The sequence below is a fragment of the Lysinibacillus sp. NPDC056959 genome, assembly GCF_042674095.1.
In the GTDB taxonomy this organism is placed as follows: Bacteria; Bacillota; Bacilli; order Bacillales_A; family Planococcaceae; genus Lysinibacillus; species Lysinibacillus zambalensis.
Genome location: NZ_JBHURE010000007.1, coordinates 57,088 through 70,561, shown reverse-complemented (window position 1 = coordinate 70,561; position 13,474 = coordinate 57,088). Strand labels below are relative to the sequence as shown.

At 35.7% G+C, this 13,474-nt stretch carries 15 protein-coding genes and 1 riboswitch; of the genes, 7 read left to right on the top strand and 8 right to left on the bottom strand.

The window, feature by feature from the left end:
* Positions 1-536: 536 nt before the first annotated feature.
* The 4 genes from ACFTQ7_RS10760 to ACFTQ7_RS10745 all read right to left on the bottom strand — a co-directional run bounded on the left by ACFTQ7_RS10760 (position 537) and on the right by ACFTQ7_RS10745 (position 4,115).
* Positions 537-1,889, bottom strand: a complete 1,353-nt coding sequence (locus ACFTQ7_RS10760; RefSeq protein WP_386828647.1) for a HAMP domain-containing sensor histidine kinase — start codon at positions 1,887-1,889, stop codon at positions 537-539.
* Positions 1,886-2,554, bottom strand: a complete 669-nt coding sequence (locus ACFTQ7_RS10755; RefSeq protein WP_386828645.1) for a response regulator transcription factor — start codon at positions 2,552-2,554, stop codon at positions 1,886-1,888. The genes ACFTQ7_RS10760 and ACFTQ7_RS10755 overlap by 4 nt, the downstream gene beginning before the upstream one ends.
* A 234-nt stretch (positions 2,555-2,788) precedes the next feature.
* Positions 2,789-3,232 (bottom strand): VOC family protein, encoded by a 444-nt coding sequence (locus tag ACFTQ7_RS10750; RefSeq protein ID WP_386828643.1) that lies wholly within the window; start codon positions 3,230-3,232, stop codon positions 2,789-2,791.
* 79 nt (positions 3,233-3,311) lie between these two features.
* The gene (locus ACFTQ7_RS10745; RefSeq protein WP_386828641.1) at positions 3,312-4,115 is read right to left on the bottom strand and encodes a GNAT family N-acetyltransferase; all 804 of its coding nucleotides are present in this window, start codon (positions 4,113-4,115) and stop codon (positions 3,312-3,314) included.
* A 232-nt stretch (positions 4,116-4,347) separates the two neighbouring features.
* Between ACFTQ7_RS10745 and ACFTQ7_RS10740 the strand changes: the two genes are divergently transcribed.
* Positions 4,348-5,193 carry an aldo/keto reductase gene (locus ACFTQ7_RS10740; protein WP_386828639.1) on the top strand — a complete coding sequence of 282 codons (846 nt, stop codon included), beginning with the start codon at positions 4,348-4,350 and terminating at the stop codon, positions 5,191-5,193.
* Positions 5,194-5,262: 69 nt separating this feature from the next.
* Here the strand turns inward: ACFTQ7_RS10740 and ACFTQ7_RS10735 are convergent, their stop codons facing one another.
* Complete coding sequence (locus ACFTQ7_RS10735; protein WP_386828637.1) at positions 5,263-5,646, bottom strand: winged helix-turn-helix transcriptional regulator; 384 nt, start codon at positions 5,644-5,646, stop codon at positions 5,263-5,265.
* 110 nt (positions 5,647-5,756) lie between these two features.
* Between ACFTQ7_RS10735 and ACFTQ7_RS10730 the strand changes: the two genes are divergently transcribed.
* Positions 5,757-6,941, top strand: coding sequence for an MFS transporter (locus ACFTQ7_RS10730; protein ID WP_386828635.1), 1,185 nt, complete (start codon positions 5,757-5,759; stop codon positions 6,939-6,941).
* 62 nt (positions 6,942-7,003) lie between these two features.
* Here the strand turns inward: ACFTQ7_RS10730 and ACFTQ7_RS10725 are convergent, their stop codons facing one another.
* On the bottom strand, positions 7,004-7,555 hold the full coding sequence (locus ACFTQ7_RS10725; protein WP_386828633.1) for an SMI1/KNR4 family protein: 552 nt from the start codon (positions 7,553-7,555) through the stop codon (positions 7,004-7,006).
* A 155-nt stretch (positions 7,556-7,710) separates the two neighbouring features.
* Between ACFTQ7_RS10725 and ACFTQ7_RS10720 the strand changes: the two genes are divergently transcribed.
* Complete coding sequence (locus tag ACFTQ7_RS10720; protein ID WP_386828631.1) at positions 7,711-8,118, top strand: YuzC family spore coat inner layer protein; 408 nt, start codon at positions 7,711-7,713, stop codon at positions 8,116-8,118.
* Between the two features lie 150 nt (positions 8,119-8,268).
* A riboswitch (SAM riboswitch) is annotated at positions 8,269-8,373 on the top strand.
* 99 nt (positions 8,374-8,472) lie between these two features.
* On the top strand, positions 8,473-9,210 hold the full coding sequence (locus ACFTQ7_RS10715) for a cyclase family protein (RefSeq protein ID WP_386828629.1): 738 nt from the start codon (positions 8,473-8,475) through the stop codon (positions 9,208-9,210).
* 123 nt (positions 9,211-9,333) lie between these two features.
* Here ACFTQ7_RS10715 and ACFTQ7_RS10710 read toward each other — a convergent pair whose 3' ends face one another.
* The gene (locus ACFTQ7_RS10710; RefSeq protein WP_386828627.1) at positions 9,334-10,107 is read right to left on the bottom strand and encodes a Cof-type HAD-IIB family hydrolase; all 774 of its coding nucleotides are present in this window, start codon (positions 10,105-10,107) and stop codon (positions 9,334-9,336) included.
* A gap of 541 nt (positions 10,108-10,648) precedes the next feature.
* Here ACFTQ7_RS10710 and ACFTQ7_RS10705 point away from each other — a divergent pair.
* The 3 genes from ACFTQ7_RS10705 (at position 10,649) to ACFTQ7_RS10695 (ending at position 12,028) form a co-directional block, all read left to right on the top strand.
* The gene (locus ACFTQ7_RS10705) at positions 10,649-11,344 is read left to right on the top strand and encodes a DUF2225 domain-containing protein (RefSeq protein WP_386828625.1); all 696 of its coding nucleotides are present in this window, start codon (positions 10,649-10,651) and stop codon (positions 11,342-11,344) included.
* A gap of 23 nt (positions 11,345-11,367) precedes the next feature.
* Positions 11,368-11,721 carry a hypothetical protein gene (locus ACFTQ7_RS10700; protein ID WP_386828623.1) on the top strand — a complete coding sequence of 118 codons (354 nt, stop codon included), beginning with the start codon at positions 11,368-11,370 and terminating at the stop codon, positions 11,719-11,721.
* A 166-nt stretch (positions 11,722-11,887) separates the two neighbouring features.
* Positions 11,888-12,028, top strand: coding sequence for a hypothetical protein (locus ACFTQ7_RS10695; protein ID WP_386828622.1), 141 nt, complete (start codon positions 11,888-11,890; stop codon positions 12,026-12,028).
* 245 nt (positions 12,029-12,273) lie between these two features.
* Here the strand turns inward: ACFTQ7_RS10695 and ACFTQ7_RS10690 are convergent, their stop codons facing one another.
* Entirely contained in the window at positions 12,274-13,449 is a 1,176-nt protein-coding gene (locus ACFTQ7_RS10690; RefSeq protein WP_386828620.1) for a DUF4272 domain-containing protein, read from the bottom strand.
* Positions 13,450-13,474 lie beyond the last annotated feature (25 nt).

Below are 13,474 nucleotides of genomic sequence, written 5' to 3'. Positions count from 1 at the left end.
TTTCGCACAGTTAAAACATTTGTTGCTGACGCTTCGCTTTCGCACAGTTAAAACATTTGTTGCTGCCGCTTCGCTTTCGCACAGAGCAGAGCTTCCTGAGGGCGTCGGGGCAACAGGATGTTGGTCACGAAGGCGTTATCACAGGACGTGATGCTTTTAGCCTTCGTTCCTCTACCCGCTTCGCTCGCGATGCTCGCTCCAGGGTCTCGGGCCAACACGATGTTGGTCACGGAGGCGTTATCACAGGATGTGATGCTCTTAGCCTCAGTTCCTCTATTGCTGATCCCCAAGGAGTCGCCCAGTCGTAACGAAGATCACCTTATTTACATAGCGTACATTTGAACAATTAAAAAGAAGATATCTTATGAAAGCAATTCCAATCACCTTACTATAAAGTACTACTCCGCCCTTTTCCCACGAATTCTGCATGGATTATGAATCCAAAAAACAGATGCCATAAGCTTTGCAAACATACTATTTAGACAATCAATCTAAGTATGAAATGAAGCATGCCTTAACATACTTCACGGATTATTCTACTTGTAGTGTTTAATTTTAATCTTGGTGCCAGATTCACTTGACTCAATATCCCAATCTAAATTCATGCCCTTCACCATAATATCGACTATAGATAAGCCGATACCAGCGCCTTTAGCATTTGATTCATTTTTCATTCCGTACCCGTGATCTTTTATGATAAATGCATCATAATGCTCCGTCGATTCGGTTTCCACGCCAATATATTTCCCGCTACTTGCATGGCGTAATATATTTTGAAATAAATTATCAAATATTCGTCCAAGCCAAATCGGATCCACTTGCCATTCATTTTTCTCAAATGAATGTAGTTCAATATCGATTTCAAAGCCTTCCTTTTCGAACACTGAATACCATGTAGTCATTTGCTCACGCACAAAACGAATAACGTTAATTTCTTTTGCCTCAAATTTATATTTGCTAGCCATCAGTAATGTATAGGACATTAAATTTTCTATTAAAGCGTCAACACTAACAATCGATGCTTCCATTGCCTTAATCGCTTGTTTCCCATCCTCTGATAATGTTTCTTTACTAATTGAATAGGATTGTGCACGTATTTTCGTTAATGGCGTTCGTAAATCATGTGATAAATTAGCAATCAATTCGCGTCTTAACTGTTCTTCCTTCTGCTCACGATTCTTACTTTCCCTAAGCTCACATACCATGCGATTAAAGCTTTGTTCGAGCTGACCGATTTCGTCCTTCTTCTTGACCTTCGTTTCAATAGGTAAGCCATCTACATCACGAATTTCCATTGCTTCCTGTAGGTGCAATAGTCGTTTTCGAATCCCTCTGAAAAATAAAAAGGAGATGATAATGAAAAATAAAATAATCGCAACAACACCAAAAAGTACAAAGCTCCCATATTGCTCATACACATTAATAAGTGGCGGCTTAAACATTTCTTTTGGAATTTCAAAAACAATAAATCCATTGGATTCGTCATCACCTAAAAAAGCGATGACTGTAAATGGATCACCACCATAACGCTCTTTAATAAATTTTGTAGTATACGCTGGGGTCCATTTAGATGGAAGCTGTTCCTCCACATTTAATGTTGTGAGTAAAGCTCCATCTTCACTTACCCAAAACATAGATGATTTTGGATATTGCTTCTGCCAATCCTTGAAATGTTGAGTAATTACTTCATCTGTAAAGTTTTTTATACTTTTGGCTTCCGTATGCCATTTTTGCTCCATTTCGCTTTCTACGAGAACTTCATTTGAAATACCAGTTTGTCCAAGGCCAAACACGAAAAGGGCTATAGCAAGGTATGATATTTGGACAATAAAAATAGCGAACAAAATAATTAACATATACTTAACTAATAATGAACGAAAAAATTTCATTGTTTCACCCTATATCCAATGCCACGAATGGTTTCAATAATTGTTGGCTTAGCTGGATTTATTTCTATTTTTTCTCTTAAGTATCGAATATGTACCATTAATGTCTTATCGCCATCTATGTAGCTTTCTCCCCAGACACCTTCATAGAGCTGTTCCTTCGTTAAAATTTGATTTAAATGGCGAATAAAATACTGTAATAAATAGAATTGCTTACCCGTTAATTGAATTTCTTCATTAGTTTCCTTGTTGATAATCCGCATATCTTTCGTATAAATTTTTAAATGCTGAAGATCTAATACATCATCATTTTTTTGATATCTTCTTAGTAAAACCTCTACACGGGCTATAAGTTCATCTGGGTGAAATGGCTTCGTTAAATAATCGTCTGCGAAGTTAAGGCCCTCTATTTTATCCTCAACAGCAGTTCGTGCTGACAGCATTAAAATCGGGATTTCTTTATTTTCCCGCTTAATTCTTTTGCCAATTGAAAAGCCATCTAAGCCTGGTAGCATCACATCCAATATAGCGATATCTTTACAAGCTATGTGCTGATCGACCTCTTCTCCAGATTCAAGCCATGTAACCTCATAGCCTCTTTCCGTTAAATCCTTTGTCACCCATTGACCAATCTCTTTTTCGTCTTCTACGTACAATATATTATACAAAATGGTAAACCTCCCAATCTACTCTATATATTTGAAATAAATGTTATTAAAAGCATATTTGTATTATACGATTTCATAGATTTGTACTCAATCATTGTCTGTAAAGTGAGAGATTCGTTTAATAAATCACATCTAAGGCTAGGGATATGTCGATAAAATTAAAAAGTTGGGTGATAAAACAGGCTAACTATAAAAAGACGTATTTGGATTCCCTCCAAATACGTCTTTCTTCTTTTATTCAGTAATAATCAACATATCACGATCATCAAACTGCCACATGTCTCCGTAAGCAACTTCCCAATAGTAGCCGTTTGGGTCTTGGAAATAGCCACTATAGCCACCCCAAAATACAGTTTCTGGCTCCTTGACGATTTCCGCCCCTGCCTTTTTAGCTAAATCAAATACTTGATCAACTTCTTCTTTTGACTTTCCATTATAAGCAAGCGTAATCCCATTAAAGCCATTGCCAATCGCCGGTGGATTTGCTTCGTTAATATCTTTTACTAAACGCTCAATCGGAAACAGCGAGATTTTTGTCCCTCCATTATTAAAGAAAATAACATCCGGATTTGTTTCTTCACCATAAACAATCACTTCAAACCCTAGACCCTCTCTATAAAATCTAAGAGACTCGACCATATTTTTTACACCCAATGTGATTAAATTTAAACGATTCATCCCACTCTCTCCTTTATAAAAGATTCAATTACTTATTCTATCTTAAGCATTGAATCCCCTTCTAGCTTCTTGACAATCCTCATGTTGCTTCTGTCCATATACTCTTTGTATAAGCCATTTTCAATCCACAACGTTCCATATTGTTTTGGCTAATGGATGCAAATTTGGCATGCCCTATTATTACACTACAATTTTGTTCGAGGGATTCGTTGATACGAAACTGTATTAACGCTTGGTGAATTCCTTGATTACGAGCAATTGGTTTCACAGCAGAGGCCGCTAAAACGGCCGTCCCATTATGTACATATAAAGAAGCAACACCAACATCCTCGTTTTGAAGAGAAGCGATATAAAATGACCAACCGGGTTTGTCATGCAACACTTGATTATTTGTCGCAACACTTTCAGCTAAAAATGCTGGCATACCAAAACCTTCAACATAGATATTTCCGTAACGATCAAATTCGTCTTCATTGATTTGTCTTATTTTAATGCACGAATTCTTTATTTTCCTTACCGTCTCTTCATTTAGCTCACAGTATAATGTTGCATGAAAATCACTCTGAAAAAGACCAGCATTATGTAATTTTTGTAGCGAAGTAGCATTTACATATTGAGGGGCTAAATCAAAACGAGCTTGTATTTCTCTTGTTCTATAAAAACTAAGGATTTTATCTATCGTATTCTCCGAGCCCAAGCCATCACCCTTTACAACATTGTAAGAGGGACCAGGGATATTTTTTATGGAGAAAGCATAGGCACCATCAAATTGACCAATCTCAACTCCCATAGCATTGTTCTGAATTTCCTTAATTGCATTCAGCCTCGACTCAAACATCTTGATTTCCGTCATTTCAAAGTGATCTGCTAAGTTTTTCGTCATTACCACTCCTCATTCACCACCCTATAAGATTTACTTTTCTACCACTAATTGTAATCTACGTAGAAGACCGAACTACAAAAATAATAAAAATTTCTCTCTGTGAACCATTGATATCTCACAAAAGTAACCTCTACGTTTCTATGAAACTAAAAAGTGCGTACTTTTTTTTGCAATGGTATGGAAGCATAATGAGAAAGCAACGAAGCACAAACGAAAATTGGAGGACAGAAAAATGATTAATCATTTACAAGATAAAATTACATTAAATAACGGCTTACAAATGCCTGGTATGGGTCTAGGCGTATTCCTAGTACCGAATGATGTTACAGCGGAAATGGTAAAAAATGCAATCGAGGTTGGATACCGTAGTATCGATACTGCTGCTATATATGGTAATGAAGCAGGTGTTGGTGAAGGTATTCGTCAAGCACTAGCAACTACTGGTTTAAAACGCGAAGATTTATTTATTACATCTAAAGTATGGAACGATGGCTTAAGCTACGAAGAGACAATCGCAGCATACGAAGACAGCTTAAAAAAATTAGGGCTAGATTATTTAGACCATTATCTTATTCATTGGCCAGGTAAAAATAAATTTGCAGAATCTTGGAGAGCACTTGAAGATTTATACGAGCAAGGGAAAATTAAAGCTATTGGGGTATGTAACTTCCAAGTATCACACTTACAAGATCTTCTTAAAATCGCTCGTATCAAACCAGTTATTAACCAAGTGGAACTTCATCCACGATTACAACAAACTGAGGTACGTTCATTCTGTGAAGAGCACAATATCCAAATGGAAGCTTGGGCACCATTAATGCAAGGTGGACTTCTTGAAAATGAAACTATTTCTAAAATAGCTGAAAAATACGGGAAATCAAATCCTCAAGTTATCTTACGCTGGGATATTCAAAATGGTATCGTCACAATTCCAAAATCTGTGCGTAAAGAACGCATGATTCAAAACGCTGATATTTTTGATTTCACACTAACTGATGAAGAGATGGCAATCATTAACGCCATGAATCTAGATCAACGTGTTGGACCAAATCCAGATGAATTTGATTTTGTCATGTAAACGATAGCTATGTAAATGTGAAAGAGACTGTCTTATTTTCTTCTCTTAGACAGTCTCTTTCCAATCTATTTAAGATGTATGTTGTATTGCGATATCTTCATCACGTTGCATTATTAGTACATCTTCACCTTGATCTTGCATCATTTCGATATGTTTTTCACCCCAAGTGCAAAGCATGTTCAGCACAGGGTCCATCTCTTGGCCATAAGGTGTTAGCGAATATTCAACTTTTGGCGGTACTTGATTGAAAACCTCGCGATTAATTAAGCCAGACTGCTCTAATTCACGCAATTGGGTTGTTAGCATTTTTTGCGAAATGCCTGGAATCAATCGGCGAAATTCATTCGTACGAATCTTACCATGGTGGTTAAGATGACAAAGAATAACAGGTTTCCATTTACCCCCAATTACTTCAAGAGTGGCTTCAACACCAATATTAAAAACTTTTTTCATTGTGAACCCCCTGTAATATTCAAAAGTAACTAAAAGTACCCTATATAACTTTACGATATGTATGAATATTACTATATACTATAAAAAAAATCAAAGGAGATATTAATAGAATGAAAGATACAAAAGTGCCGAATGCCAAACTAACATTACTCGCACTTGCGATTAGTGCATTTGGTATCGGCTCTACAGAATTTATAAGCGTTGGACTACTTCCGTTAATTACAGAAGATTTTGATATATCATTAAGTACTGCGGGTTTAACCGTATCTATATATGCACTAGGAGTAACTATTGGTGCACCGCTTTTAACAGCATTAACATCGCGCATAAGTCGCAAAAATGTATTACTGCTTGTTATGGTGTTGTTTATTATCGGTAATTTACTTGCAGCAATAGCACCCTCATTCTCATTACTACTAACTGGGCGTGTTATTTCAGCATTAGCACATGGTGTGTTTATGTCTATTGCCTCTGTTATCGCTGCAGATGTTGTTGCGCCTAATAAACGAGCAAGCGCAATAGCTTTTATGTTCACAGGGCTAACATTAGCAACTGTGACTGGTGTCCCACTAGGAACTTTTATTGGACAAGTAACTGATTGGCGAATGTCGTTCATTTTCATTGTGATCATAGGTATTATCGGATTAATTAGTAATGCCATACTTGTTCCTAGTCAGTTATCGAAAAGCAATCCAATATCAATTCGCGATATCGGAAAAGTATTAGGGAATATACGAATGTTATTAATTCTCTTTATTACTGCCATCGGATATGGTGGCGCATTCGTAGTATATACGTATATTTCACCAATTTTAGAGCAGTATATGGGCTACTCACCTAAAGCAATAGTCGTGATTTTAGTTGTATACGGTATTTGCGTTGCCATCGGTAATACATTAGGTGGTCATTTTGCGAATAATAACCCTTTACGTTCTATCTTTATTATCCTTATCGGCTTAGCATTATCTCTACTCGGCATCAACTTCTTTTTAGAATCATCCATCGGTGGATTAATAATGGTCTTAATTATGGGACTATTTATGTTTATGAATGTACCGGGATTACAGCTTTATGCCGTTCAGATTTCTGAAAAATATATACCATCAGCTATCTCAATGGCTTCAGCATTAAATATTTCGGCCTTTAACATTGGTATTTTCCTAGGATCATACATTGGAGGAATTATCGTTCGCCAACAATCATTAGCGCATACTCCTATATACGGATTCGGCATGGTGATGATTGCTGCAGCTACTACGTTCCTATGGTTAATCTTCGATAGAAACAAACAATAGGTACGTTTCTTATAAATAAAAAATGTGAGGAAGGTGCTTTCTAAAATGCCCCTTCCTTTTTGCTATTTATTAGATTCAAGGAAAGTATCATCAAAATATGCCTTAAAATTTGGATACAGATAGTCTAATGACAATAGAATATCGGCATCATCTTCAAATAAAATTTCATGTTCAATTTCATATATGGCACAACTTTCTTCATCAGCATTATTATTTAAATCAATACAAATTATTTTTCCATACTCTGTATCCCACGAAAATGGAAGATATCCTAAACTGCATAATGATGGATTAAACATATCTCTTACATTATTTAAAGGATCCTCAATACTTTGGTCAGGTATTACACCAAAATAATGATGATACGTTGAAATAAAAGCTTTATACCATTCGGGAAAATTAAGTCCGAACTCTTTTTCTAACGTTTGAATATCTCCCTCCGTTACGGTGGAAGGAATCATTCTCCACACAGACCACTCTGCATCGATATCAACTACCTTCATTTCTTCAGGTACATCCGGGCACATCCATCTACAAAATCCATCTTCAGACACCTGATTATAACGTTCATAGTAAATTTCAAAACCATTTTTTATGTATGCACGAATATCCATTTTAATAACTCCTTTTGAAGAAGAATAAATTGATCGGGATTTAAGCCGTTGAACTGAGGTCCTTTTCGCTCAAGCTTTTCAAAGCACGGCCATTAACACCTAAAGTCTCTGTTGTACATAAGATAATGTATCAACTATAGGATAGGAGGAATTTAGTGTATTACAATCCTTATCCGTATTTTGTCTATCCTAATTATTATCCGGCATGGGTAATGGCAAATCAACCAACTACTCAACTACCTTCTAAACATCTAGCAATGCCTGACCCAACGAATAGAGGTCCATTTCCATCCATCAATACAGTAAAATTAAAGACTTCTGCGAAACGAATCAAAGTTATTATGCAGCAAGCACAATTACTTACGGATAAAATTGATGAATCAGAGCAATTTGCACATGATCTTATGAACGCAGCACAACAATCAAATAAAACAGAAGTTGAAAAGTTAATTGCGTCAACAGGCATTACGGTAAAATTCGATACTACCTATACACCAGATGGATTTCGTATACTATTTACTGATAGCGGCTGTTGTAAGCTAACACTAATTTTGGGTTGGTGAAAAGTTGGTCCTTTGAAGAGGGCCTCTTTTTTTTGCCTTTAGCATCTTCTTTATGAATTATAACCACGTATCCCTACTGAACTTGTAAACTATATATAAATATGCTAAAGTATTCATAAATTTTATTTCCGAAAATTCTTATATTTTATTTTCTTATCAAGAGAGACGGAGGGATTGGCCCTATGAAGTCTCAGCAACCAGCCTATAGGTATGGTGCTAATTCCAAATGGCAAAATTTAGCCTTGAAGATGAGAAGACTTACTGCATTTGCTTCTGCACAAGAGTCCTCTTCTACAAGGAGGGCTCTTTTTTATTGTTGCATTCAAAATAATTAACAGAAAGCAGGGAACTATAATGACAAACGAACTTTTACAAGCAATACAACTATTAAAATCAAAAGAATGGGTTGATTTAACACATACATTCGGTCCAAACTCTCCTCATTTCTTTATGTTTGATGATGCAAAATTTGAAACATTATTTTCGCATGATGATGGCTTCTTTGCACAACAATTCACTTTCCCTGGGCAATACGGAACACATATCGACCCACCAATCCATTTCGTGAGAGAAACACGCTATTTAGAGGAATTGGAGCTAAAAGAACTAGTACTCCCACTCATCGTTATTGATAAATCGAAGGAAGCTGAAATTAACAACGACTACACGTTAAGCGTTCAAGATATTATTAACTTTGAAGCTGAATATGGAGAAATTGAAGAAGGTACCTTCGTTGCGCTACGCACCGATTGGAGTAAACGTTGGCCAGATAAAGAGGCTTTCAGCAACAAAGATGCTGATGGCAATAATCATATTCCTGGCTGGGGATTAGAAGCGTTGCAATTTTTATTCAACAAACGAAAAGTAAGTGCGATTGGCCACGAAACTTTTGATACGGATTCAGCAACAGATTTTCGTAAAAACGGTAAGTTAGATGGCGAATATTTTGTGCTTGAGCAAGATACTTATCAAATTGAGCTTATGACAAATTTGGATAAGCTACCTCCAAAAGGCGCCGTTATATTCAATATTGTGGCAAAGCCTGAAAAAGCATCTGGATTCCCTGTCCGCTCATTTGCTATATTGCCTTAATATAGCAACAGGTCTGATTCAATACATATTGAACCAGACCTTTCTTAATCATTTATTTAGATTTTTTTCCTTTTTAGAAACACGATCAACATGAGAGCTATGAACTTAATACGATTTTTTCCATTAAATGATTTTTAGCTCACGAAGAGCATAATCAATACCATCTTCTGTTGATTTCTTTGTTACAAAATTAGCGACATTTTTTAATGCTTCACTACCATTACCCATTGCAATACCAAAGCCGACCTTCTCTAGCATGTCGATATCATTATCTCCATCCCCAAAAGCAAGTGCTTCTTCTGTACTCAAGTCGAAATATTCTAGTACAGCTTGAACAGCAATAGACTTAGAAATATCCTGTTGCAAAATATTTGTAATGTAAGGATGCCACCTTTTAAATAATAAATGAGGAAATGTAGAGGTATACTTTTTCTCAATATCCTCATCAACATATAAACACATTAAATACACTTCTTGCGTTACAATATCTTCATTGATAACGGGAAACTCCCGCAAAGATAATGTTTCTTTCATAGCTTTTAATGTCTTTTTTTCTTGGACGTTATTCATTGATAATGTTTCTGTGAAAAACGATAGACTTTGTTTATTTTCATCAGCAAAAGCCTTCACTACTTGGACCACTTCTTTGGCGACCGGTATTTTATGTATGACTTGATCTTGGTGCTTAACATATGCACCATTAGCTGTAATAAACGTCTCTATTCCTACATTTCTTAAATCCTGGCACATTGATAAAGGTCTTCCTGTAGCAGCTACAATATGAATTCCTTTATCCTTTAATTGTTGAATAGCGTTCCTTGTACTTTCTTGCATACGACCATCTTCATAATTAACAAGCGTTCCATCTACGTCAAAAAATACAATTTTATAATCCATTGTTCTCTCCTTTTCATTTTGTATATTTTCACCAGGTGCATTGATGATAAATCTATAATTAAATGGCTAATTTTCACTACAGGCAAGCGTTGTATGACTCCTCTTATTGGCCAACATCCAACTCTATATTTTTCCAACTAATACAATTTTAATTTTACATTAAGAAACATCTTTATACCGAAATTAATTATAGGTAATATTACATACGCAATAACTTTTTTAATTAAATATATGTACGTATTTTGACAAACTTAAAAGAATGTATAACTTGCTTTAACTACACCGATAAACACTATTACGGGTACATACCTAAATTTCAAAAAACTAAGAAAGTAATGAACATTTTTATTTTAATAATTCTAAAGGAGTATACCAAAGAACATAGAATTGTTAATATAAGAGAAACTAAATTAAATATATTGAACGACATTGTCCTTCATATAAATAGAACAAAAGAAATATATCCACATTCATCTCACTACCGTCAGAGGTGAGGGTAGTGAGATGAAATTATTATTTGAGTGGAAAGGAGTTGATTCTGATGGCATTTAACATTTACTACTATGAAAGTAGTGTGGATTGTAAGTTTTGTAAAAAGCATTTTACTACATATAAAGTACGCCCTAATCGATATAAAATTATCGAAGAACAAACAGACTTCATGCCAGTTTATGAGGGTTTAAACCCGTTATTATATGAGGTTGCCGTTTGTCCGCATTGTGGCTACGCTTACCACAAATCAATGACAAGAACGTATGGACCTTTCATGCTTCTTATAGATGAGCTTTACATTAAAGAGCTACAAAAACCAATGGATATTTGCAAAGACCGTACGATTGATGATGCCATTGTAAGCCTTAAATTAGCCTATCTTGTATCAAGAGCATCAATGGAAGAGTCACTTCTTATGGCCAATTTCGCACTAAAAATAGCATGGCTATATCGCTTAAAAAATGATCATGAATCGGAAATGCGCTACCTCTTTGCTGCAAGAGACTTTTACAGTAAATCTTTTGCATCCAATCAAGAGGGCGGAGAGAGAATTCAATATTTACATGCAGAATTAAGCCTTCGACTTGGAGATATTGCTGAGGCGAAAAAAGGATTCTCTCGATTAATTGCAGATCGACATGTTTCCAATAAATATCGAAAACTAGCACGAAATCGTTGGGAAAACTATAAATATGACGATCAACCTAACAACGTAAATGACAATATAGGAGAAGTCATCAATTAATATAAACAGGGAGAGTAATAAATATGCTGCTATTCACCAAAAGGATTGATGTGAGAGAAGAAGATATTTTTTCAGAATTACATCATTTTTTACTAAGAAAAAATAATCGCTATTTAACGAACGATGAGGTAGTTGCATTAACTGGGGTTTCATCAGACCTACTCCATAAATGGGTAAAAGCCGGAAAGTTAAAAAAATCGATTTTCCCTAATTTAGGTGCACCTTGTGAACGCTGTGGACAAATTACTCAGGCAAAAATCTGTGTTAGCTGCTCATCAACCATTGTTAGTACATTAAAACAAGAGGAAAAGGATCGTGCATGGTTCAATCAAATACAACGGAATCATCCTAGAGCTAGCACGTATCACTATAAATAAAATTACATCTCTACAGTGTACTTACACTTTGGAGATGTTTTTTTACCTTCCTCCGCTTAAATAATCCAAAACAATGACATTTGACCAAATTTAAATAAACTCCCCTTTTACTTTAAACTTCACTATCTATAATTGGTCTTAACATATAACGAAGGACTGATAGAGAGTGACAAAAGGTAAGAAACGTAAGGTCTTATTATCATTAAGTATCGCACTAACAAGCTTTGTAGCGTTCAACGGAGGTTCAAATGCATCCGCAGCAGTTCCGGCGATAGAAGAACGCGTAGCTTTAGATTCTTCTGATTGATAAAGTAAGTAAGCCGAATTATATAAAGTAAAACTTTAATCAGTGGGGGTCTCTTCATCCCCACTGATTATTAGTCTTTACCATTCGAGTTTTTACGGGCAGTCCTTTCTTACTTTTGAGGTGAGGTTTGCACCTGACGCTTCACTTTCGGTAAAGTAAATTACTGCACATTAATACAGGATTAAATAATATTATTAAAATAGCAAACTAGTTTCTACTTCTAGTTTGCTATTTTTCTTTTAAATTTAAGTATCCATCGAAATAGAATCCCATTCTTCATTACGATGCCCTATCATCCAGAACAAGCCCCTACGTCTTTCCATAACGATACTTTCATTCATCCCCACAGGAGCTGGTCGTTCTTGTATACGACTATCTACGCAAGCCCAATGATATCTGTAGATTTTGTCGGCTTCATCCAAAATCTCTTCCTGACTACGCATGACAGCTTGAAGATAAAATTGTTCAAATGTTTCACAGTTAGAAACAACTTGAATGGCATACTCGCAATCGCATACTTCATCAGGAAAATCAAGCTCTTCAACAAAGCCAAGTGCCCAAATAAGCGTCCAATAAGCCTCGTATTGCCACGAAATATTAATGGCTTCTTGCACATCTGGCTCTGAAGCTTGTAAAAAGTCTCTTTCATTTTCAGTTAGATAGTTTTCCACTTTATATGTGCGTAACATATTAACGAAAAAGTCCCGCGATTCTTCCACATTTCCGCATTGTGCCACATCACAAGTAAATTGAATAACAATTAACAGAGCTACAGCTCTTCTAGCAATGTCTTCTTGGGTTTTAAACTGACAATTCTCAATTGGTGGGAGCTGAGGGAGTGAAGCTGTATATGGAATAGCTCTTTCCTTTAGATAAGCTATCGTGTTATTTTTTCTTTGCTCCCCTTCTTCTGATGACACCTCTTGTCCCATTACTTTGTGTGTACACGCTTGAGGTCTGAAATTGGACGGTCCTGATTGCCCTTCAGGATAAACAATAACGGCCCCTTCATCGTCTAACAAAGTGCCATTCGGTAAAAAGCCAATCCCCCCTATTTTTGATAGCAAGTCCGTAAATAACAGCAACTGGTCTTCATTTATTTCTTTTTCTGATTCGATCGCAATCACTGTATTTAAAACGGATATTTGAGTCAACACTAATTCTTTTAACGGATCATCTTCAAAAGGAATGTTATTGTAATACCCCATCATCCCAGGAATATTATTAACGAAGTAGTCTGGATTCGTATCTTCAGACATGACTCTAATGATTAATTTATGTTTTTTAAACAGCGCCTTGGACTTTAAAAAATACTCGTTTTCATTTTTACCAATAGCAAAACCTTTTGCAAAAACATCTGAAATTTTAAACTCAATATCATCAATGTTGTTCTTAGATGCAAATATTGTGAAATAGTTCATTCTTCTTTCCCCTTTTATTCACCAA